This is a genomic window from Gaoshiqia hydrogeniformans (genome assembly GCF_049347105.1).
Taxonomy (GTDB): Bacteria; Bacteroidota; Bacteroidia; order Bacteroidales; family Prolixibacteraceae; genus Gaoshiqia; species Gaoshiqia hydrogeniformans.
Window position 1 is genome coordinate 2,625,808 of record NZ_CP186334.1, and the last position, 23,589, is coordinate 2,649,396.

The window sequence follows — 23,589 nt, forward strand, 5'->3', positions numbered from 1 at the left end:
AAAACAATATGCAAAAATGGATGAAAATTTGGGTGTTGGATCGAGGTTATAAGGGATTGTTGGCCATTACGCTGTTTTTGTTTGCGACTCAATCAATGGCTCAACTGACAGATCCTATCTTCACCCAGTACATGAACAGTATGCAGACGATTAATCCGTCTTATTCGGGTATGTGGGATAAGATCGGGATCCAGGTATTTACACGACAATACTATGTGGGGCACGACAAAGCCCCACTTGTTTCGTCGGTGTCGATGTATAAACCGGTAAAAAATGAAAATAATGGTTTGGGCGTTGATATTGTGGATGAGCGACTTGGGTACGAAGAGAAGCTGACCATTACAGCCAATTATGCCTACCAGGTGAAGTTGGACTGGCATACTTACCTCCGGCTGGGGGTAAAAGCCGGTTTTGTCAACTATGCCAACTTGTTGACCAAGTACCGGCTTGACCCGGACTATACACCGGATGATGCATTCCAGAAAGATGTGCATATGTACTTTATGCCTGCCTGGGGGGTGGGAGCCCTGGTGTATACCCGGGATTATTATGTCGGGCTCTCCGTTCCCCAGATCATCAATAATGATTTTCAGGCCAACCGGAATAATTTTTCTTCCTTAGCCAATGTTCGGTATGCCTACCTGTTAGGCGGCTATTTTTTTGGGCGTCAGCGGCAAGTCCGGTTTAAACCAACCGCCATGATTAAAGCGGCGTTTAACCAGCCGATCCAGGCCGATGTTTCTGCGAACTTCCTGTTTTTCGATAAATTCTGGATCGGCGGGATGTACCGGTCAAACAATACGGTTGCGGTGATTACCCAGTTTGTGATGCTTCCGAACATCCGTTTTGGTTATGCCGCCGAATTCCCTTTTGGACGTGAAATCTGGAAATACCAGGCAGGAACACACGAGTTCAGGGTGGTTTACGAAGTCGACTTCTATAAACGTCCCTACGTAAGAAAACAATATTTCTAAAAAGTGGGGTGAATTTTTTAATGGGAGAATGACCAATCATCCGCCGGGCCTTTGTTCTGAATTTTAACCGGGATTGTCGGTTTACGAACAATTTTTAGCTATCTTCAGTTCTTTCAATGGCAGAAGAAAGCAATTTGGCAAACGCTGCCGGTAGCTAAACCGATATGATTAAACTTGGACTTTTATTAACCGGATTTCTGTATGCAGGCCTCTTGCCGTACACGGTTCGAAGAGCTTTAAGGCATGTTGTTTTTGATCCGGCAACGCAAACGCTTAGCTTCTTCAGCAATAAACATTTATACGGCGAAAAATACAGCAAAGGCTATAAAAGCCTTTTGTTCGCTTCGGCTATTCTGACCTATTGTTTTTTCTGGTTGCTGGCTGAGTTTTACGACCTGGGAGAGCATGAGAAATTGATGAAGTACATCGATTACAGCTTTGCCTTTATGACCCTGCTTGCCTTTGTACCGCACAATATGTATCCTTACAACATCCGGAATCCGAAAACTTCGCTCCAGCGGATACTTCATAACTTACTGGCCGTAAATGTATTTATACTGCTTCCATCCCTGATCGTCACCTTTCAGGTGGCTATTCTTCAAAATTTGTGGTTTCTGGGAATCTCGGGACTGATTATTATTGGCGTTGTCGTTCTTCTGACGCTGTTATCCATCATCCGAAATGGGGTCAATGGTTTTGCAGAGATTCTTTTTATCAACGGAATCAGCATCTGGAGCATTTTTGTGACGGTTCTTACCTTTATCAGGTAAGGCCGACCGGGAATCTGCCGGACGATATTTTGAGACGAAAACAACAGCCCAAAAAGTCCGGAAAATCAAGACTTTCCGGGCAGCTGCTTTCGTTCCGGTTATGCCGGATTATTCGTGATTTTTGTATTTCCTTCCCGGATAAACTTTCAAGGCTTCTTCGAGGATTTTTAAGGCCTTGGCCAAATCCTTCTTTTTAAGCACGTAGGCGATCCTGACTTCATCTTTTCCATAACCCGGGGTAGTGTAAAAGCCGGATGCCGGCGCCATAAAAATGGTTTCGTTTTCGTATTCAAACTCATCGAGCAACCAGGCGCAGAATTTGTCCGAGTCGTCAACCGGCAGGCGGGCAACGGTATAAAAAGCGCCCATCGGTATCGGCGAGTAAACGCCGTCGATGCGGTTTAGTCCGTCAATCAGGAACTTTCGGCGTTCGACATATTCGTTATACGAATCCATCAGGTACGATTCGGTTTCTTCGAGCGATGCTTCGGCTGCAATTTGCCCGATCAGGGGCGGACTCAGGCGGGCCTGGCAAAATTTCATCACATTACGCCGTACTTCCTTGTTTTTGGTAATCAGGGCGCCAACCCGGATACCGCATTCGCTGTACCGTTTCGAAACCGAATCGATCAGGATGACGTTTTGTTCAATCCCGTCGAGGTGGAACGCTGAAATGTAGGGGGCGCCGGTGTAGCAAAATTCACGGTACACTTCGTCAGAGAACAGGTACAAGTCGTATTTTTTTACCAGGTCGCGGATTTCGTTCATTTCGGACTGGGTATACAAATAACCCGTCGGGTTGTTCGGGTTGCAGATCATAATCCCCTTGGTTTTCGGGGTGATCAGCTTTTCGAATTCCTCAAGCGGAGGAAGGGCAAAACCTTCTTCAATTTTGGATGGGATCGATTTGATCACCGCGCCGGCAACAATGGCAAATGCTTCGTAATTGGCATAAGCCGGTTCGGGGACGATGATTTCATCGCCCGGGTCGAGGCACGACATAAACGCAAAAGTTACCGCCTCGCTGCCACCCGCCGTAATGATGATATCTTCCACCCCGACATCAATTTTAAACTTGTGATAGTATTTCGCCAGTTTCTGACGGAACGACAAAATTCCTTCACTTGGACTGTATTCCAGTATCTTTCTGTCAATACTCCGGATTGCATCGAGTGCTTTCTGAGGTGTTGGCAAGTCGGGCTGACCAATGTTTAAATGGTACACTTTACGGCCCATCTCCTTTGCTTTGTTTGCTAAGGGAACCAGTTTCCTGATTGGCGAATCAGGCATTTTGTTTCCCCGTTTCGATGTCGTAGGCATGTTGTAAAAAATTTTCTGCTAGGCGGCAAATATACAACTAACAATTCTAAATTAGAATCATCCTATGGCGTTAAAATTGAAATATTTAATCTTGCTGAAGTTTTGATTTGTAATATTCATCCGTTGTTGCTGGTTTGGTTCCCGGTTAATTGTTAACTATCACAGCGATAGTGTTGATTGTTGTACTTTAATCATGTTTTTCGAAAGCCGCTTCCGCTATTTTTGAATCATAAGATTTAAAAACTCAGAAGTATGATTATTGGAGTTCCGAAAGAAATTAAAAATAATGAAAACCGGGTGGCTTTAACGCCGGCCGGCGCTGCCGAGTTAACCAAACGCGGGCATGAAGTGTATGTACAGACAACAGCCGGGCACGGAAGCGGTTTCACAGATGAAGATTACCGGGCTGCCGGCGCCAGGCTGCTTCCGACCATCGAGGAAGTGTACGCCCTGGCGGAAATGATTATAAAAGTGAAGGAACCGATTGCCCGGGAATATCCCTTAATTAAAAAAGGACAAATCCTGTACACCTATTTCCACTTTGCTTCGTCGGAAGAGTTAACCAATGCCATGATTGAAAAGGGCGCAGTTTGCCTGGCTTACGAAACGGTGGAGTTGGATGACCGGTCGTTGCCATTGCTGGTACCCATGTCTGAGGTTGCCGGACGGATGTCGATTCAGGAAGGCGCCAAATACCTGGAGAAAACCTACGGCGGGTACGGAGTGCTTCTGGGAGGAGTTCCGGGAGTTCCACCGGCAAAGGTGTTGATTATCGGCGGGGGTATTGTGGGTACCGAAGCTGCGAAAATGGCCGCCGGGCTTGGGGCCGATACGACGATCATGGATGTGAACCTGAAACGCCTGCGTTACCTCGACGACATTATGCCTGCCAACGTGAAAACCATGATGAGCAACGAGTACAATATTCGTGAAATGGTGAAAACCCACGATGTGATTGTTGGGGCGGTGCTGATTCCGGGAGCCAAAGCGCCGAAACTGGTTACCCGCGATATGGTGTCGACCATGCGCCCGGGAACCGTGATGGTAGACGTGGCAGTGGACCAGGGAGGTTGTTTTGAAACCACTCAGGCGACCACGCATGAGCATCCGACCTTTGTGATCGACGAAGTGATTCATTACTGCGTGGCCAACATGCCGGGCGCAGTGCCGCGTACCTCGACCATTGCCCTGACAAACGCTACTTTGCCCTATGCCATGCAACTTGCCGCCAAAGGGTGGAAACAAGCCTGCAAAGACAACCTGCCGCTCCGAAAGGGCTTAAACGTCGTTGACGGAAAGGTGGTTTACGAAGGTGTTGCCGAAGCATTCGGCCTGCCATATGTTCCTGCAGATATGGTTTTGTAAGCATCATTTCAATAAATTAATGAAACCCCGCCCGAAACGGCGGGGTTTTATTTTTTGAGACTGCAAAAGCCCAGTGTAGAGTCATCCCGAACTTGTTTCGGGATCTCATCTTTCTGATCGTCAGACCCTGAAATAAATTCAGGATCACAAGAATTGCGAATTTTAGAACTTTTTGGACAGCCTCTTTTATTTTTTGTGCCAACCTGTAATTTCTTTTTAGGTTAACTAAATCTGCTTTCGGATTGATGATCGGAAAATAAACGGGCTGTCAGGTATTTTTTATATTTTTGTGGCTCAATTCAGAATTAGTTAAAATCACATACACATGGAGATTCCCAGTAAGTACAACCCGACAGAAGTTGAAGATAAATGGTACCGGTATTGGACGGAAAAAGGTTATTTTCGTTCGGTTCCCGACGAGCGTGAACCATACACGATTGTAATCCCGCCGCCAAACGTGACCGGAGTACTGCACATGGGGCACATGCTCAATAATACCATTCAGGATATTTTGACCCGCCGGGCGCGTATGTTAGGAAAAAATGCTTGCTGGGTGCCGGGTACCGATCATGCTTCAATTGCTACCGAAGCCAAAGTGGTTGGCAAACTGAAGGAAGAAGGAATTTCCAAAACCGATTTGAGCCGTGACGAATTTTTAAAACATGCCTGGGACTGGACGCACAAACATGGCGGAATCATCCTGGAACAGTTAAAAAAACTGGGCGCTTCGTGCGACTGGGACCGCACTTGCTTTACCATGGACGAGCCCCGCAGCGAATCGGTCATCAGAACTTTCGTCGACTTGTATGATAAGGGTTTGATCTACCGCGGCGTACGCATGGTCAACTGGGATCCCGCTGCACAAACAGCTCTGTCGGATGAAGAAGTCATCTATCAAGAAGTTCAGTCGAAATTATATTATCTGAAATATAAAATAGACGAAGATCCATCTTCCCCTGATTCCTCTTTCGTAACCATTGCTACCACCCGTCCCGAAACCATACTGGGCGATACGGCAGTGTGCGTGAACCCAAACGACGAACGCTTCCGCCACCTGAAAGGGAAACGGGTTCTGGTTCCGCTGATTAACCGTTCTATCCCGATTATCGAAGATGAGTACGTGGATATGGAATTTGGTACGGGCTGTCTGAAGATTACTCCGGCTCACGACGTCAACGACTATGAAATCGGCCTGCGTTTTAACTTGCCCGCTATCGATATTTTTAACGATGACGGCACCCTGAGCGAAGCTGCCGGTTTGTTTGTTGGCGAAGACCGCTTTGCCGTTCGCGAAAAAATTATGGTTGAACTCGAAAAAGCAGGGAATGTCGCCAAAGTAGAGGATTATACAAATAAAGTAGGTTATTCGGAACGTACCCATGTAGCGATTGAACCCAAATTATCGGCCCAGTGGTTTCTGAAAATGGAAGACCTGGTGGTTCCGGCTTTGGAGAATGTCATGAATGATGAAATTCAGTTTCACCCGCCAAAATTCAAAAATATTTACCGCCACTGGATGGAAAACATCAAAGACTGGTGCATCAGCCGCCAGTTGTGGTGGGGCCACCGCATTCCGGTGTATTATCTGACCGACGGTTCGTTTGTGGTGGCTAAAACCTTTGAAAAGGCGCTGGCGTTGGCCAAAGAAAAAACCGGAAATTCAGCCCTTACGATGGCCGACCTGAAACAGGACGAAGATGTATTGGACACCTGGTTCTCAAGTTGGCTGTGGCCCATTTCGGTGTTCGATGGCATACGCGATCCTGAAAACAAGGAGATACAATATTACTACCCGACTAACGACCTGGTAACTGCTCCCGATATTATTTTCTTTTGGGTAGCCCGGATGATTATTACCGGTTACGAATACCGCCAAGGGTTTCCATTCAAAAATGTCTATTTTACCGGTATGGTGCGCGACAAACTGCGTCGCAAAATGTCGAAATCGCTGGGTAATTCGCCCGATCCGCTCGACCTGATTGCCAATTATGGCGCCGATGGGGTGCGCGTAGGGATGCTGCTTTGCTCTCCCGCCGGAGGTGATTTATTATTCGATGAGAGCCTTCCGCAACAAGGCGCCGGTTTTGTGACCAAAATCTGGAACTCCTTTCGCCTGGTAAAGGGCTGGGAAGTGGACCATACCATCCCTCAGCCCGAACACTCGAAACTGGCCATTGACTGGTTCCGACAAAAGTTTAGCCAGGTGATTGAGCAAACCAACGATCATTTCGATAAGTTCCGGATGTCTGACGCGCTGATGTCGGTGTATACCACTGTGCGCGATGAGTTCTCGGGTTGGTTGCTCGAGCTGGTAAAGCCGGCCTATCAGCAGCCGGTCGACGGGAAAACCTATGCCGAACTGATTGAGATCTTTGATGCCGTGCTTCGGTTTATACATCCGTTTATGCCTTTTGTGAGCGAGGAAATCTGGCAATTGCTGAAAGAACGGGAAGCAGGCGAAAGCATCATGGTTCGTGAATGGCCGGTATCGACCGGTTTCGACGAGAACCTGCTCCGGCAGTTTGAAGATGCCAAAGAAGCAGTTTCAGGTATCCGTAATATTCGCACGAAAAATAATATTCCGAACAAAGACCAGCTCGAACTGGCGGTGATGCCTGGTGACAAAGGTTACGCCGTGACTTTTGATCCGGTTCTGGTAAAACTGGGGAACCTCTCGTCGTTGAAGCAGGTGAGCGAAGAAGTGCCTGGCGCCGCTTCGTTCCTGGTAAAATCAACCACCTTTTTTGTGCCGATGGGCGGCCTGGTTGATGTGGAAGAAGAATTGAAAAAGCTGAATGCTGAACTGGCTTACACACAAGGTTTTCTGAATTCGGTGATGAAGAAACTCGGCAACGAACGTTTTGTGAACAGCGCCCCCGAAGCTGTGGTGAATACCGAAAAAGCGAAGAAAGCTGATGCCGAAGCAAAAATCAGGGTATTGGAGGAACAAATTGCCAAATTGAAGTAAACTGTTTTTTAATTCGGCCTACATGCGTAATTTTGGATGACAAACCAGTTGATGAATGTATGCTTTTTCAGCCTAATCTGTTGGTACAATACCTGCAAAAACCTGCAGCCGAATTCACGCGCGACGATATCATCCGTTACATTGAGGAGCGGGAGATTCAGTTGCTGAATTTTCGTTACGTGGGCGAAGACGGTAAATTAAAAACCATCAACTTCATGGTAAACGGGCGAAAAGACCTGGAATTGGTCTTGTCGTTTGGCGAACGGGTCGACGGGAGCAGTATTTTCCCGTATCTGGAGCCTAATTCAAGCGACTTATACCTGGTGCCACGTTATAAAACGGCCTTTTTAAATCCGTTTTCAAAAATTCCGGCGGTTGATATCCTCTGTTCGTTTTACGGGGCCGACGGGCAGCCATTGGAAAGTTCGCCCGAATACATCCTGAGAAAAGCGCAACGCCGGTTTTTTAATACTACCGGAATGCAGGTGAAGATGATGGCCGAGTTAAAATACTATGTCATCAGCAATACCTCGCGCGAAGGTTTTGATTCGGAGAACGGCTATCATTGTGCCGAACCTTTCTCCGAAAACGAACAACTCCGGATTGAAGCGCTGATGCTGATTGCCCGTTGCGGCGGACGGGTGCGGTTCGGACATACGGAAACGGGACGTTTTACCCGTGATGGAAAAATGCACGAGCAGCACGAACTGGAGTTTTCTCCGGTTGATCCGGACGATGCGTCAGACCAACTGGTGATTGCCAAATGGATTTTGCGGATGCTGGGACAAAAATTTGGCGTTAGCGTCACTTTTATCCCTAAAATTGCGTTGAGTGAACCCGGCAGCGGCATGCACGTCCATTTTCTGACCGAACAGAACGGCCGCAATGCCCTGGTCGAAAACGGCGAACTGACTTCAGCCAGTTTAAAAATGATTGCCGGCATTCTGGATCTGTCCCCGGCGTTAACGGCTTTTGCCAATACCAACCCGGTATCGTACTTGCGGCTGATGCCCGGCGAGAAGGCCGCGCAGCATATTGGCTGGGGATTCAGTAACCGATCGAGCCTGGTTCGGGTTCCGCTGGTTTTCAACGAGCCGAAAGCTTTGGCAGCCCATGCCAATCAGCAGAAGGAGAATAAACTCCCCGATAATTCGAGCCGGCAAACCATTGAATACCGCGGATCTGACGGATCAGCCAATCCGTATTTGTTTTCAGCGGCCTTGATCGTGGCCATGCTTCATGGTTTTTCAGACAGCGGGGCCCTGAAAAAAGCCGGTGAGTATCAAACCGATGAAAACTGGTTCGCATCCGGGGAAGATCAGGGACTAGATTCCTCGCAAAGACTGCCTGTTTCCTGTTATGAATCGGCCGGGGCGCTTGAAAATGCCCGGGATCTGTTTGAATCGGACCAGATTTTTCCAAAGTCGATCATCAATCATATCCTGTTGAAACTTCGCTCATTTAATGATAAAGACTGGTGCGATCACTTCAGAACCAGTGGTGAAAACCGGGATTTTAGAAAACTGGTTGACAAATACCTGAATGATATGTAGTTTGTTAAAAAAATCAAATATGACATTAATAAAATCAATTTCCGGGATTCGCGGGACCATTGGCGGATTACCCGGCGAAGGCCTGTCGCCGCTCGACGTGGTTAAATTTACGGCAGCTTATGCCAAATGGCTGAAAGAAGTTTCTTCTTCGAAAAAAGTGAAAGTAGTGGTTGGCCGCGATGCCCGCATTTCGGGCGAAATGGTGAATGCCCTGGTTTGCGCTACCTTATCGGGTATGGGTTGCGATGTGGTCAACCTGGGACTGGCCAGTACGCCGACCACCGAGATTGCCGTTACCGGCGAACAGGCCGACGGCGGCATTATTTTAACTGCCAGCCATAACCCCAAACAATGGAATGCGCTTAAGCTGCTGAACAGCAAAGGCGAATTTATTTCGGGAGCCGAAGGCGAAAGCATTCTGAAATATGCTGAAGAAGAAAGTTTTAGTTTTGCCGGTGTTGACGATTTGGGAAAGATCAGCGAAAAAGATTACCTGGATGAGTACATCCGGCAAATCCTGGCCTTGAAACTGGTTGATGCCGGGCTCGTCCGTGCAGCCGGTTTTTCAGTGGCGTTCGACTCGGTTAATTCGGTCGGCGGGATTTGCATCCCGGCATTGCTTCGCGCTTTGGGCGTAAAACGCATTGTTCCGATCAACGATGAACCAAGCGGCGAATTTGCCCACATCCCCGAACCCCTGCCGGAAAACCTGACCGAAACCTGCGAACTGGTTAAAAAAGAACAGGTAGATGTTTGTTTCGTGGTTGACCCCGATGTCGATCGCTTGTCCATCATCAGCGAAGACGGGAGTATGTTTAATGAAGAATATACCCTGGTGGCGGTAGCCGATTACATTTTATCCAATACACCCGGAAATACCGTTTCAAATTTATCTTCGTCGCGGGCGTTGCGCGTAATCACCGAAAAATACGGGTGCAGTTATGCCGCTTCGGCGGTTGGCGAAGTTAATGTGGTTGCCAAAATGAAAGAAACCCATGCCGTCATTGGAGGAGAAGGGAACGGGGGGGTTATTTACCCGGAATTACACTACGGACGCGATGCCCTGGTGGGAATTGCCTTGTTCCTCACCCAACTGGCCGGGGCGCGAATCAAATGTTCTGAGCTTAGAAAGACCTATCCTGATTACTTCATATCGAAAAATAAAATTGAATTACGACCCGGGATTGATGTCGACCTGATTCTGGAGAAAATTGAAAAACAATATCGGAATGAGCAGGTTAGTACCATTGACGGGGTAAAGATTGATTTTGCCGAAAAATGGGTGCACCTCCGGAAATCAAATACCGAACCAATTATCCGTATCTACTCGGAAGCAAAAGATCCTGAAACGGCAGACCAACTGGCCCGGCAACTGATCAGGGATATTGAAGGGCACATTTAATAAAAAATAACAAAATCCGGCAATTGTCGGATTTTTTTTGGCACGATAATTGCATTTAACAAAAGAATTTTTCGAACAATTTCTTCATTGCTTCGATCCAAACGGTTGAAATTAGATAACTTGTTAAGCTTTTAACAATGATGCAAAACACAACATAAATATTATCAGATCGTCATCATAGATCATCACCATTAAACCAATAATTACTAAATACGAGCTAAGTTCATGAAAAGCAGGAAAAAATTACTGTTCACGCTTCTCGTCCCCGTTCTGTTACTGGTTGTATTCTTGTTTTTCCGGTCGGCCGAACCGGGAGATATCGTACTGACCGCGAAAGTCCAGCGAGGGAGCTTTGATGTGAAAGTGTATGCGTCGGGCCAGATTGAATCGGAAAACAAAGAAAACATTCCGGTCCCGGCTAAGTTGAACGACCGCAGTTTGCGGATCTGGAGTTTAAAAATCACCGAATTGGTGGATGAAGGAACTTATGTGGATTCGGGTGATTTTGTTGCCCGCCTTGATCCCGACGCGGTGCAGGAGCAGCTGAAAAATGCCCAGGATGAGTTGGATAAGGCTTATTCGGAATATCAGGATGCTAAAATTGACTCGAACCTGAATCTTTCGAACCAGCGCGATGCCATTACCAATGCCATGCTTGAAATGGAAGAAAAAGAAATCGCGGTGAAGGAATCGGTTTATGAATCTCCTTCCATTCAGAAAAAAGCGGAAATGGATTTCGACAAGGCCCGGCGGAAATATGAACAGGAAAAGAAGGCCTACGCGCTGAAAGTACAGCAGGAAGAAAATAAGGTGAACCGCAGGTTCATTAACTACCGACAGTTGAACGAACGCTACGGGGGACTGGAAGAACTGTATGGTTCGCTAACCATTACTTCGCCGAAATCAGGTATAGTCACCTACATTAAAAACCCCTGGGGGATTACCAAAGTTGGTTCCGAAGTGGGCGGAAACGGGTCAGTGGCCACTATCCCCGATATGACCAACCTGATTTCACGCACTTACATCAACGAGATTGATATCTCCCGGGTAAAAGAAGGGCAGGCTGTTGAAATCGGGATCGATGCCTTCCCGGATAAAACAATGACCGGCGAAGTAGTGTCGATCGCCAACATCGGGCAAAACATGCCGAACAGTGACGCCAAAGTATTCGAGGTGAAAATTAAAATTTACGGGGAAGATAAAGACCTGAAACCGGCCATGACCACCAGCAACGTAGTTGTTACCAATACTTTTTCCGATACGCTGTTTATACCAACCGACGCTGTTTTTGAGAATGACAGCATGCGTTACGTGTTTCTTAACCGGAAAGGTTATGTGAAACAAATTGTAAAACTTTCGGGGGAGAACGAAAACTTTGTGATGGTTGCCAAAGGGCTTCAGGAAGGCGACGAAATCTGTCTGAATGAGCCTGAAAACGCGGAAAGTTTATCGTTTGCCGGCCTCGATATTTACGCCGAGATCAAACAGGAACGGGAAGAACAACGCAAGACGGCCGAAGAAGCGCGGATGGAGTATGAAAAGAATAAAACCATGCCGCAACCGGGAATGCCGGCCGGAATGCCTGCGAACAGGATCATCAGGTAATTCCTATGAGTAAACAGAAAATAACATGTTTATAACGAGATATCTACACGACATCATTATTGCTGTGGAGGCTATTTTTGCCAATAAGGTCAAATCCTTATTAACAGCATTGGGAATCATTTTCGGCGTGGCTGCGGTCATCAGTATGATGGCTATCGGAAATGGCGCAGAACATGAAATTCTGGAACAAATCAAAATGGTAGGGGTGAACAATATCATTGTAACCCCGACCGACCTGGTGGTAGGCAATTCAGACAGTAACAGCGATAACGACAATAAGGGCGGAAGCAAAAAATTCTCCAAAGGTTTAAGCCTGCTCGACGCGGAAGCCATCAAACAGGTTATTCCTTCGGTTGATCAGGTTTGCCCGGTTGTTTCGTTCAACTATTCGGCGGTTGTTGACGGGAAAAGTAAGCCGGTGGTGCTCGAAGGAACCACCCGGGAATATTTCGACCTCTTTAACATCAGTTTAAAGGAGGGAAGTGTTTTTAACGATTACCAGAATAAAACCGGACAGCCCGTTTGCATCATCGGCGATAATATCAGGAATGTTTTTTTCAACCAGGAGAATCCCATTGGCAAATACATCAAGTGCGGGAAAATCTGGTTGAAAATTATCGGCGTGGTCGAACGGCGTGATTTCACCGCATCGGCCTCCGATGAAATGGGCATCAGCAGTTCCGACAATAAGATCTTTATCCCGGTGCAAACCTTGTTGCTCCGCTTCAAAGACCGTTCGCTGGTTAGGGGCGACGAGGTCGAAAAAGCGAACTCCAACAAAGGCGGCGGCGGAGGGATCATCATTATCGGCGGTATGACTCAGAGTGAAGATGCGGTTGACGAAGATCCCAACATCAACCAGCTCAGTAAAATTATTATACAGGTTAAAGAAACCGAGCAGCTGAGCGCCACGGCCAACCTGGTCAAACGGATGTTGCTTCGTCGGCATTCTGGACTATATGATTTTGAGGTAACCATTCCCGAGCTACTGCTGAAACAGCAGCAACGAACCAAAAATATCTTCAACATTGTGCTTGGGGCAATTGCCGGGATTTCGCTGATTGTTGGCGGAATCGGGATCATGAATATCATGCTGGCCTCGGTGCTGGAGCGTATCCGCGAAATTGGCCTTCGTCAGTCGATCGGTGCTTCCCGGAAAGATATCGTGGCGCAGTTCCTGGCCGAATCAACCCTGATCAGTGTCACCGGAGGGCTTATCGGAATTTTGCTCGGGGTGGCTTTGTCGAAAGCCATTACCATGATCTTCGATATCAAAACAATCGTGTCGTTTTTCAGTATCCTGATTGCCTTTGGGGTGTCGGCCCTGGTGGGAATCTCGTTTGGGTACCTTCCGGCAAAACAGGCGGCTGAAAAAGATCCCGTAGAATCCCTTCGTCAATAAACCATAAAGTTATGCAAATGAAATACCTGTCATTACTGATATTGGCTGTTTTACTTTCGGTGAGCAGTTACTCCCAATCCGAAAAACTGAAACTTACCCTTGAAGACGTGATTGAAATGGCCTCGGAGAGTTCAATTGATGCCTTTCGGATCGACAATATGTACCGCGCCAGCTATTGGGAATTCCGTTACTACAAGGCCGATAAGCTCCCGAGTCTGAACCTGGATGCAACCCCGGTGGTGTTTAACCGCTACCGTACCCGCGAATACAATTTTCAAACCAACGAAGAAGAATATGTGCAGCGGGAATATTTGAATTCGGACTTCAGTTTGTCGCTGAATCAGAACGTAGCCCTAACGGGCGGCAGCCTGTTTTTGCAATCGCAGTTGGGGATGGTGAAAAATTTGGGCGACAGCCGGAACAATTCCTACCAGTCAACCCCCATCAGTATCGGGTACACGCAGAGTTTGAACGGTTATAATCAGCTGAAATGGAAGTCGCGGATTGAACCGCTCAAATTTGAAAAGGCCAAAAAAAACCTGATCGAGTCGCGTGAGGCCTTGTCGATCAAGGCGGTGGGTAAATTTTTCAACCTGGTCGACGCCCAGATCCAGTTAAACATTGCCGAGAATAATTTAGCCAGCGCCGATACGCTTTACCGGCTCGGGCAGGGACGTTTTCAGGTGGGAACCATTACCCAGGGCGAATTGCTGAACATGGAGTTAATCCTGCTGAACTCCAAGCAGTCGTTAAATGCTGCCAAATCGGAAGTACAACGCACGCAGGCCGATTTGAACTCCTTTTTAGGACTCGAAAAAACCACACTTGTCGATTGTGTTGTTCCGGCCGACATTCCCGGGATCGAAGTTAAAGCCGGACTTGCCATCGACAAGGCCCTGGAGAATAACCCCATCGTTATCGGACACCGGCAACAACTGCTGGAGCAGGATGAAAATGTAGCGAGGGCCAAGTCGGAAGCCGGCTTAAATACCAGTATATTTGCACTTTACGGATTGGATCAATCGGCCCCCGAGTTTTCGGATGTGTACAAAAATCCCGATAACAGTCAGCGGTTTCGCCTGGGCGTGAGTGTCCCGATTGTTGACTGGGGTCGCCGCAAAGGAAGATATCAGATGGCTGAATACAACCGGGAAGTGGTAAAAGCGACTATTGAACAAGGCCGGATCGACTTCGAGCAGGAGCTTTTTCAGGACGTGATCGAATTTAACCTGCAGGCCGAGCAGGTGAAGAATGCCGGATTGGCCGATACTGTCGCCCGGAAAGGTTACGAGGTGACCCTGCAGCGGTTTTTAATCGGCAAGGGTGATGTGACCACCCTCAATATTGCCCGGAACGACCTGGAAACGGCACGTCGGTCCTACATCAACGCGGTACGTCGTTACTGGAACTATTATTACACCCTGCGAATGAAAACCTTGTTCGACTTTGTTAAAAACGAGAGCCTTTCGGTTGAATACGATAAACTCCTTGAAAAGTAACTTTATGAAGCTATCTAAACAAAACCTGCTGCTTGCCGGAACGATTGTACTGGTCGTTGCCGCAGCCGGATGGCTGTTTTTTACCGGCGGCGGAAGCGACGGGAAAACAGCCCTGGTGAAACGCGGAAAACTTGAGGCGCTGGTAGCCGGACGGGGAGAGGTGAACGGCGAAAAATCCATTAAAATCGATTTGCCCGAAGCCCTGAAGGATGATCAGTTGCGGGTGTGGAGCTATAAAATCAGCGATCTGATCCAGGAAGGAAAGATTGTCAGGAAAGGAGAGTTTATCGCCCAGCTCGACCAAAGCAACCTGATGAATAATATGCGCGAGCGGGTCACTGAAAAAGAACGGGTGGATGCCGATCTTAAAAATGCCGTGATCGACAGTACGGTCATACTGACCGCGAGACGCGAAGAAATTACCAATGCCTTGCTTGAATTGGAATACAAGCAAATTGACCTGGACATGTCGAAATATGAATCGGGCGCTCAACAACGAAAGGCCCAGATGGCCTGGCAGAAGGCGAAGATCGACCTCGACAAAAAGAAACGGGATTTCCAGTTGGAACAAAACCGGCTGAAAGTTCAGATCGGACGATACGAGGACAACGCGCAACGCCTTCAGAATATTCTGGACAAATACCAAAAAGCCCTGGCGGCAGTGAGGATTACCTCGCCGGGCGACGGCATTGTGATGATTGGCCAGGACTTCCTTGGAAAAAAACTGACAAAAGACAGCAACATCAGCACCTGGCGGGGCGAACTGGCTAATTTGCCCGATATGTCGTCGGCCATTGTCGAAACATACATCAAAGAAATCGACATCACCAAAATCGGTTTGGATTATCCGGTGCGGATCGTGGTCGATGCTTTGCCCGAACAGGTTTTCACCGGAAAAGTCATTCAGATTGCCAATATGGGAGAAGACAAAAGCGGGTTCGATATGAAGGTATTCAAGGTGATCATCCGTTTCGACCATGCCGATTCGGAACTAAAACCGGGAATGACCTGTAATAACGATATCGTTGTGCAAAGCAGCGAAGATGCCTTGCTTGTTCCCCTGAAAGCTGTTTTTTCAGACGGAAAATCGAAGTTTGTTTATTTAAAAAAAGGGACACAGGTTGTGCGTAGTGAGGTTGATTTTGGCGCCGAAGATGAGCAGCATATTATTGTGGTGAAAGGGCTGGAAGAAGGCGACCGGGTGTTGTTGTATAAACCGGAGTCGGAACAGGCTGGGGGTTAGGGTATTTTTCCAACCTCTCCCTCCTTTGAGCGAAGCGGAAACGAGGGAGAGGCTGTTTTGAGTTTGTAACTCATTTCACAATGTTGGTTGAACATGCACAAATCCCTTTTCCTCCCGCTGGCGCAAATTTGCAAACTGTGCCTTTGCCCTATTGGCAAATTCCGTTGAAATCCGGACAAGTCATTTTTTTGCTTTTTCAAAGCACGGTTTGCAAAGCCGCGCCGGCAAGTGCCTAAATTATTTGAATTTACAGATGCCAAATGACCAGCAATTTCTTTTAACATACTCATCACTTAATGTTTTTTATGCCTGCTCTTTAAGATAGAAATCATCAAAGGGAAGATCCCTAAACTAATTACAATAAGAGAATTTCTAATTTCAACAGTTTGAAAAAATAAGCCATTTAGGCCTAACCCAATAATAATTGAGTAAACGATTATCAACAGCAATTCCAAAGAACTAAAAATATATTTCATAACAATATTAGTTTAAATGTAATAATCTATCCCAGTTGGGGTAAACATTTGATATCAAACGCCACACGTAGACTTCCAGTCCTTTATTTTCGATGCAATAGTTCAATGAATCAGCTATGACAATTTTATATTCTTTCCGTGTAAACACATCAATCCAATCAATCACGTTGAACGTTAAAAAGTAAACGGCATTTTGATCGGTGATAAAATAGTTGTTGGCAGACATTTTTGATTAAGAGACTGTTTTGATTTTAAATTTAAAAAATATTATAGCGCAATTAACACCAAGGTGTTTATAATTAAAAAATTGGTTATCAGCTAACTATATCAGGTTAGATTTTCTTTGCACTAAAATAACGACAAATTAGTGTACGATGAAAATTTACCCAAGTGATTTAACCGATAACCAGTGGCAAGTTATAAAAGATTTGTTTGAACAAGAGCGAAAAAGAAAACATAGTTTACGATCAATTGTGAATGCAATTTTGTACATAACCAAATCCGGTTGCCAATGGCGGATGCTCCCCAACGACTTTGCGCCATGGCAGACAGTTTATTATTACTTCAGAAAGTGGAAGTTAAACGGGCTTTTGGAGGAATTGCATGATTATCTTGTCGAAAAGGTCAGGGTGCAAAAAGGCAGAAACCCTGTTCCATCTGTTGGCATAATTGACAGTCAATCCGTTAAAACAGTCAATGTTTGTCAAGACGAGATTGGGTATGATGGCGGCAAAAAGATTAAGGGCAGAAAAAGGCACATTGTTGTTGATACCCTTGGCTTACTACTGGCCATTGTAGTCCATTCAGCAACGCCACATGACAGCAAGGCCGCAGAACTTGTATTTAAAATCCTTAAAAATAAATACATAAAAGGGATCGTAAAAATATTTGCCGATGGCGGTTATCGGGGGGAATTAATAGAGACAGCCAGGATAAAATTTGGTTGGGCCCTCGAAATTGTCAAAAGAAATGAAGCCCACAAATTCAAAATCCTGCCTAAAAGATGGATTGTTGAAAGAACATTTGCCTGGATTTCATTTCAACGACGGACCTCGAAAGACTATGAAAGGTTGACCGAAACAAGTGCAGCCTTTGTCCAATTATCAATGATAAGATTGATGCTTAACAAATTTTGACAATGATTTCAAAACAGTCTCTAAAAGATATTAATAAATACTGTTCAATGCAATACGTTTGTTTATTGTCGTTACAAACAGCTTGTCCCGACAGCAATCGGTAACCACAGCAATCCCTCGTCACCGCTGGCGCTAAGACGAGAAGTAGGTGGGTACCGTTTTCAGCCGTATGTGAATCTTTCCATGAATTTTAGTTACAACAGGATTCGCCTTCCTGAACCTTTCCGGGAGGATGATTTCCTGCTGGTTGGCCCGAAACTCGATTTAACCTTCTCCGATAAACTTTTTTTGTCAACCTTTGTTCAGTACAATGAGCAAATCGACAACATGAACGTCAATATGCGCTTTCAGTGGCGATATAAACCTGTTTCGGATTTTTTTGTCGTGTACACCGATAATTATTTTACCGGCAACTGGAGTTCGCGCAACCGGGCCCTGGTCATGAAATTATCTTATTGGTTTAATTAAAAACAGGATGTTCAGACTGTATTTTAACCGGACGAAAGCGGATAAATACACGATTTCCCAAGCTGTAAATTTCAGGCTGTGTTAGCGTGTAAATGCTTTATTAACCAGTTATTAAATTGTTAATACGGGTTGCTGTTTTTTAGGGTATTTCAAAATACCTTTTATCTTTGTCAGCGCAAAAAAAATTCTTAGAAACCAAAAACAGAATATTATGAAAGTAACAGTAGTTGGGGCCGGAAATGTTGGTGCAACTTGTGCTCAGATTGTTGCAGAAAGAAACATTGTGCAGGAAGTTGTGCTGGTTGACATTAAAGAAGGATTGTCCGAAGGAAAATCATTGGATTTGTGGCAAACCGCACCCATTAATTACTATGATACCCGCCTCTCAGGATCTACAAACGATTTTTCAAAAACAGCCGGTTCCGAGGTTGTCGTGATCACTTCCGGTGTTCCGCGTAAACCGGGAATGAGCCGCGATGATTTGATTTCAATCAACGCCGGGATTGTTAAGAGCGTTACCGAAAACGTGATCAAGTATTCTCCCGATGCGAAGATTATTATCGTTTCAAATCCCCTCGACGTCATGACCTATGCCGCTTACGTGACGGCTAAATTTCCGAAAAACCGGATTATGGGTATGGCCGGCGTGTTGGATACCGCCCGTTACCGGGCATTTTTGGCCGAAGCGCTCGACGTTTCTCCGCGTGACATCCAGGCCCTGCTGATGGGCGGACATGGCGATACGATGGTTCCCCTGCCGCGTTATACGACTGTTTCGGGTATTCCTGTCACTGAAATGATTGATGCCGAAAAGCTCGATAAGATTATCACCCGTACGAAAAACGGCGGCGGCGAGTTGGTAAACCTGATGGGTACCTCGGCCTGGTATGCCCCGGGAGCAGCTGCTGCTCAAATGGTGGAAGCCATCGTGATGAACCAGAAACGAATCTTCCCCTGCTGTGTGAAACTCGAAGGCGAATACGGACTGGACAATATGTTCGTCGGCGTTCCGGTAAAACTGGGTAAAAACGGGGTTGAAGAAATCATTGAGGTTCAGTTGAATGAAGAAGAAAAAGGCCTGTTATTCGAGTCGGCCAAAGCGGTAAAAGGCATCATGGACATTCTTGACGGCATGAACATTCTTTAATTCCATTTCAGAAACGCATTTTATACGCTATATTTAGTGCCTCTGCATTTGCAGGGGCTTTTTTTTTCAACAATGAAGGAATAGTCTGTTTTGTCAGCTGATTAAGATGGCAGAACAGCCGTGAAAACGAATCAAATTTTACTGATGGCTGGACGAATAACTGAACTTCCGCTGGTTCTGATTGAACTCGAGGAAAATAACTTTCACCTGGTGTTGGAAGGCAAACTGCCCGGGAAAAAAACGGCTTTCTGGATTGTAGATACCGGCGCCTCAAAGACGGTGTTCGACCGGAACCTCGAAGATTGTTACGAACTGGTTGAGAATGCCGGCAACGAGGAATATCAGAGCGCCGGGATCAGTGTCGGCATGGTTGAAACCCAGGTCGGGCAATTGAAAAAGCTGAAATTTGGTCCGGTGAAGATGAAAGATTTGAAAGTCGCCCTGATTGATCTTTCTCACGTCAACAACATTTATCAAAAATACCGCGATATTCAGATTTCGGGTTTACTGGGAAGCGATGTGCTGAAAGCTTACGGCTGCCGCATTGATTACCAGGCAGAAACCATCTCATTTTATAAGAAGCCGCTGAAACGTTAAGCCCGGAATATCCGTGCTGCATATTTTATGGCAAGCCTTGGCGTTGACACATTAAAATCTGTTTTAAAAAAGAAATACAGGCATTCATCTTCTTTTAAAAATCGATATATTTGCGAGCTGTTGAAAATGGAACTGAAAAAATACATATCAAAAACGCTGCGTTTGCGCTTATTGCTGTTTTTCGCGGCAATTGGGCTGGCTGTATTGTTTGATGTGTATCACGAAGGCTCCGGCAGGTTGATCAACGAACTCGAAAACCGCTCAGAAACCGTGAATATGCAGAATGCGCAAGTATTCTTCTATAACCCGGTCAATACTTTCAAGCTGCTTTCCGGAACCGATAAGTTGTTCACGGGACTGATTTTTGCCGCCAGCCAAAACGATTTTCTTACCAAATACCATAATTGCAGGACATTCTACCTGCTTAAAGCCGAATCGGTGAATGAACATCCGTCGTTCCTGTTCATGGCTCATTTTATGAAATACAATTTCTGTCATCATGCCAACCCCGACGATTATCCGTCGGTAGCCTGATCGATTTTCAGACTGGAATAACCGGATCTGATGGCCGGATGATCGGCATGATCTGCGTGTCAGCAATGAATACTTTAAAAAACAAATACCTACAATCTAAAATTTTATACAAATGCAAAACAAAGGATTAATCAGAACTTTTGCCATTTTGCTGGCATTGGTTTGTGCTTACCAGTTAATCTTTTCATACGTTTCGCGCAAAGTGGAGAGAGATGCGCGCGAGTATGCACAAGGAGACAAAATGAAAGAACTGGTATACCTGGATTCGATTTCGGGAGAAACCGTTTACAATTTTCTTGGCTTGAAAAAATACACCTACAAGGATGTAAAAGCCCTGGAGATGAACCTGGGCCTTGACCTGAAAGGCGGGATGAACGTTACACTCGAGGTTTCCGTGGCCGACCTGATCAAGTCGCTGGCCAATTACAGTACCGACAGCACCTTTAATGCCGCCATTAACCGGGCGGTTCAAATGCAGCGGAACAGCCAGGACGATTTTGTCACCCTGTTTGGCCGCGCGTTTGAAGAAGTTGATCCGAACGCCCAGATGGCCGCTATTTTCAATACGCTTGAGCTGAAAGATAAAGTAAAGTACAATTCGCCCAACAGCGAGGTGCTTCGCGTCATCCGCGAAGAAACGGATGCAGCTATCGATAACTCGTTTAATATTATCCGTACCCGTATCGACCGTTTCGGGGTGGCCCAGCCAAATATTCAGCCCTTGCAGACCCGCGGACGTATTTTGGTTGAATTGCCCGGCGTTGATAATCCGGAACGTGTGCGTAAGTTATTACAGGGAACAGCATCGCTCGAATTTTGGGAAACATACGAAAACAGCGAGGTTTACCCGGTGTTGATGCAGGTTAACCAGAAAATAAAAGAGGTACAGGATCTTTCGGTGGCTAAAGTTGAACCCGGAACCGAAACGGAAACGGAAACTGCCGGAGAAGAAACTGCCGAAGCGGCACAAACCGAAGCAAGCAGTTTGCTCGACGAATTGCAAAGCGGTACGACCGACTCAACCGAGGTGGACGAATTTGGCGATTTCAAAAAACAATATCCGTTATTTGCCGTGCTGACGCCAAGTACCACTATGGAAGGACAGTTATACCCCGGTCCGGTGGTTGGTACAGCACATTTTAAAGATACGGCGACCGTAGGGAATTATTTTAATATGCCGCAGGTGAAAGCCATTATGCCGCGTAACCTTTCTTTGAAATGGACATCAAAACCGGTTGACGATGCCGGAAACTTCTACCGCTTAATTGCCGTGAAAGTAACCAGCCGCGACGGACGTGCGCCGCTTGATGGCGGCGTGATTGTGGATGCCCGCCAGGATTATGAACAATTTGGAAGTCGTCCCGAAGTCTCGATGACGATGAATGCCGAAGGTGCAAAAGTTTGGGCCAGGCTGACCAAAGATAATATCGGGAAGTCCATTGCCATCATCCTCGACGGTTATGTCCGTTCGTATCCGACCGTCAATTCTGAAATCACCGGCGGACGTTCCAGTATTACCGGTCTCGAATCGGTTGAAGAAGCGAAAGACCTTGCCAACATCCTGAAATCAGGAAAGATGCCCGCTCCGGCCCATATCATCCAGGAAGAAGTGGTTGGTCCGTCGCTGGGTAAAGAAGCGATTAGCAGCGGGATGTGGTCGTTTGCAGTGGCTTTCATGCTCGTATTGGGCTACATGTTGTTCTTTTACAGCAAGCGGGCCGGATTTACTTCCAACGTAGCGCTTATTGCCAACCTGTTCTTTGTGGTCGGCGTTTTAGCTTCGATTGGCGCCGTGCTTACCTTGCCGGGTATTGCCGGTATCGTGTTGACTATCGGTATGTCGGTTGATGCCAACGTGTTGATCTATGAACGGGTGCAGGAGGAAATTAAAGCCGGTAAAGGCTTAAAATTGGCCATTGCCGATGGTTATAAAAATGCGTATTCTGCCATCATCGACGGCCAGGTGACCACCTTGCTGACGGGTGTCGTGCTTTACTTATTTGGTTCAGGCCCCATCAGAGGTTTTGCAACCACCTTAATCATTGGTATTTTTACTTCGTTGTTCTCTGCAATCTTCCTGACCCGTTTAATGTTTGAACGTCAGCTGAGTAAAAATAAAAATATCACCTTTACTTCGAAGTTTACCGATAACTGGTTGAGAAACACCCGGATCAAATTCCTCGAAAAACGTAAGGTCTTTTATATGATCTCAGGCGCTTTGCTAATCATTTCGTTGTTGTCGATTTTTACCCGTGGCTTTAACTATGGGATCGACTTCCAGGGAGGACGTACTTATGTGGTTCGTTTCGATCAGGAAGTAAAAGTAGCCGATGTGAGTACGGCCCTGGCTGAAGTTTACGGACATGCGCCTGAAGTAAAAACATTTGGCGGGAACAACCAGGTAAAGGTCACTACCAAGTATAAAATTGAAGAACTGAACGACGTGGTTGATGCTGAAGTTGAAAACCTGTTGCTCCAGGGACTGAAAAGCGGCGGTTTTATTGACAGTAGTGTCGATTTGAAGGAGTTTGACTCCAACTACCGGATGAGTTCGCAAAAAGTGGGTCCGACTATTTCGGATGATATCAAGAAAGATGCCCTGATCGCGATTGTCTTCTCGCTGATTATCATCTTCCTGTATATTCTGTTGCGGTTCCGTAACTGGCAGTATGGCCTTGGAGCGGTAGCTGCTCTTGCGCACGACTCCATCATTGTTTTGGGTATTTTCTCGCTCTTCCATAACTTGTTGCCCTTCTCGCTCGAAATCGACCAGGCCTTTATTGCCGCCATCCTGACGGTATTGGGTTATTCAATCAACGACACGGTGGTTGTTTACGACCGTATTCGCGAGTACCTGCAGATCCACCCGAAACGTAATCGCGAACAAAATGTCGATGAGGCGCTGAACTCCACGCTTCGCCGTACATTCAGTACATCGCTTTCCACCTTCGTGGTATTGCTTGCCATCTTCCTGTTCGGCGGTACTTCTATCCAGGGATTTACCTTTGCCTTGCTGGTTGGTGTGCTGGTTGGTACTTATTCGTCTGTTTTTGTTGCCAGCCCGATTGTGTACGATACACAACGCCAGGCGGCCAAAGTAGCCGAAAGGAAAAAATAATTCAGATCGATG

17 protein-coding genes are annotated in these 23,589 nt (G+C 46.4%); 16 read left to right on the forward strand and 1 reads right to left on the reverse strand.

Annotation, left to right across the window (positions count from 1 at the left end):
* Positions 1-8 precede the first annotated feature (8 nt).
* Positions 9-974, forward strand: a complete 966-nt coding sequence (locus ACOIT5_RS10390; RefSeq protein WP_423130403.1) for a PorP/SprF family type IX secretion system membrane protein — start codon at positions 9-11, stop codon at positions 972-974.
* A 164-nt stretch (positions 975-1,138) separates the two neighbouring features.
* Complete coding sequence (locus ACOIT5_RS10395) at positions 1,139-1,744, forward strand: hypothetical protein (RefSeq protein ID WP_423130404.1); 606 nt, start codon at positions 1,139-1,141, stop codon at positions 1,742-1,744.
* 108 nt (positions 1,745-1,852) lie between these two features.
* On the opposite strand, the gene ACOIT5_RS10400 is transcribed toward ACOIT5_RS10395, so the two are convergent.
* A complete protein-coding gene (locus tag ACOIT5_RS10400) occupies positions 1,853-3,064 on the reverse strand; it encodes a pyridoxal phosphate-dependent aminotransferase (RefSeq protein ID WP_423130405.1) in 1,212 nt (403 codons plus the stop codon).
* 252 nt (positions 3,065-3,316) lie between these two features.
* Between ACOIT5_RS10400 and ald the strand changes: the two genes are divergently transcribed.
* From ald to secDF, 14 genes are all read left to right on the forward strand, one after another.
* A complete protein-coding gene (gene ald, locus ACOIT5_RS10405) occupies positions 3,317-4,429 on the forward strand; it encodes an alanine dehydrogenase (protein ID WP_423130406.1) in 1,113 nt (370 codons plus the stop codon).
* A 325-nt stretch (positions 4,430-4,754) separates the two neighbouring features.
* Positions 4,755-7,397, forward strand: coding sequence for a valine--tRNA ligase (locus tag ACOIT5_RS10410; RefSeq protein WP_423130407.1), 2,643 nt, complete (start codon positions 4,755-4,757; stop codon positions 7,395-7,397).
* Positions 7,398-7,429: 32 nt separating this feature from the next.
* Positions 7,430-8,950 carry a glutamine synthetase beta-grasp domain-containing protein gene (locus ACOIT5_RS10415; RefSeq protein ID WP_423130408.1) on the forward strand — a complete coding sequence of 507 codons (1,521 nt, stop codon included), beginning with the start codon at positions 7,430-7,432 and terminating at the stop codon, positions 8,948-8,950.
* Between the two features lie 19 nt (positions 8,951-8,969).
* Complete coding sequence (gene glmM / locus ACOIT5_RS10420; protein WP_423130409.1) at positions 8,970-10,352, forward strand: phosphoglucosamine mutase; 1,383 nt, start codon at positions 8,970-8,972, stop codon at positions 10,350-10,352.
* Positions 10,353-10,577: 225 nt separating this feature from the next.
* The gene (locus tag ACOIT5_RS10425) at positions 10,578-11,957 is read left to right on the forward strand and encodes an efflux RND transporter periplasmic adaptor subunit (protein ID WP_423130410.1); all 1,380 of its coding nucleotides are present in this window, start codon (positions 10,578-10,580) and stop codon (positions 11,955-11,957) included.
* Between the two features lie 25 nt (positions 11,958-11,982).
* Positions 11,983-13,359, forward strand: a complete 1,377-nt coding sequence (locus tag ACOIT5_RS10430) for an ABC transporter permease (RefSeq protein WP_423130411.1) — start codon at positions 11,983-11,985, stop codon at positions 13,357-13,359.
* 11 nt (positions 13,360-13,370) lie between these two features.
* Positions 13,371-14,858 carry a TolC family protein gene (locus ACOIT5_RS10435; protein ID WP_423130412.1) on the forward strand — a complete coding sequence of 496 codons (1,488 nt, stop codon included), beginning with the start codon at positions 13,371-13,373 and terminating at the stop codon, positions 14,856-14,858.
* Between the two features lie 4 nt (positions 14,859-14,862).
* Positions 14,863-16,101 (forward strand): efflux RND transporter periplasmic adaptor subunit, encoded by a 1,239-nt coding sequence (locus tag ACOIT5_RS10440; protein ID WP_423130413.1) that lies wholly within the window; start codon positions 14,863-14,865, stop codon positions 16,099-16,101.
* Positions 16,102-16,951: 850 nt separating this feature from the next.
* Entirely contained in the window at positions 16,952-17,713 is a 762-nt protein-coding gene (locus ACOIT5_RS10445) for an IS5 family transposase (RefSeq protein WP_423128629.1), read from the forward strand.
* 183 nt (positions 17,714-17,896) lie between these two features.
* Positions 17,897-18,181, forward strand: coding sequence for a hypothetical protein (locus ACOIT5_RS10450; RefSeq protein ID WP_423130414.1), 285 nt, complete (start codon positions 17,897-17,899; stop codon positions 18,179-18,181).
* A gap of 211 nt (positions 18,182-18,392) precedes the next feature.
* Positions 18,393-19,328 carry a malate dehydrogenase gene (gene mdh / locus ACOIT5_RS10455; protein WP_423130415.1) on the forward strand — a complete coding sequence of 312 codons (936 nt, stop codon included), beginning with the start codon at positions 18,393-18,395 and terminating at the stop codon, positions 19,326-19,328.
* 144 nt (positions 19,329-19,472) lie between these two features.
* The gene (locus ACOIT5_RS10460) at positions 19,473-19,925 is read left to right on the forward strand and encodes a retropepsin-like aspartic protease (RefSeq protein ID WP_423130416.1); all 453 of its coding nucleotides are present in this window, start codon (positions 19,473-19,475) and stop codon (positions 19,923-19,925) included.
* 126 nt (positions 19,926-20,051) lie between these two features.
* Positions 20,052-20,459, forward strand: coding sequence for a hypothetical protein (locus ACOIT5_RS10465; protein ID WP_423130417.1), 408 nt, complete (start codon positions 20,052-20,054; stop codon positions 20,457-20,459).
* A 112-nt stretch (positions 20,460-20,571) separates the two neighbouring features.
* Positions 20,572-23,577 carry a protein translocase subunit SecDF gene (secDF, locus tag ACOIT5_RS10470; protein WP_423130418.1) on the forward strand — a complete coding sequence of 1,002 codons (3,006 nt, stop codon included), beginning with the start codon at positions 20,572-20,574 and terminating at the stop codon, positions 23,575-23,577.
* Positions 23,578-23,589 lie beyond the last annotated feature (12 nt).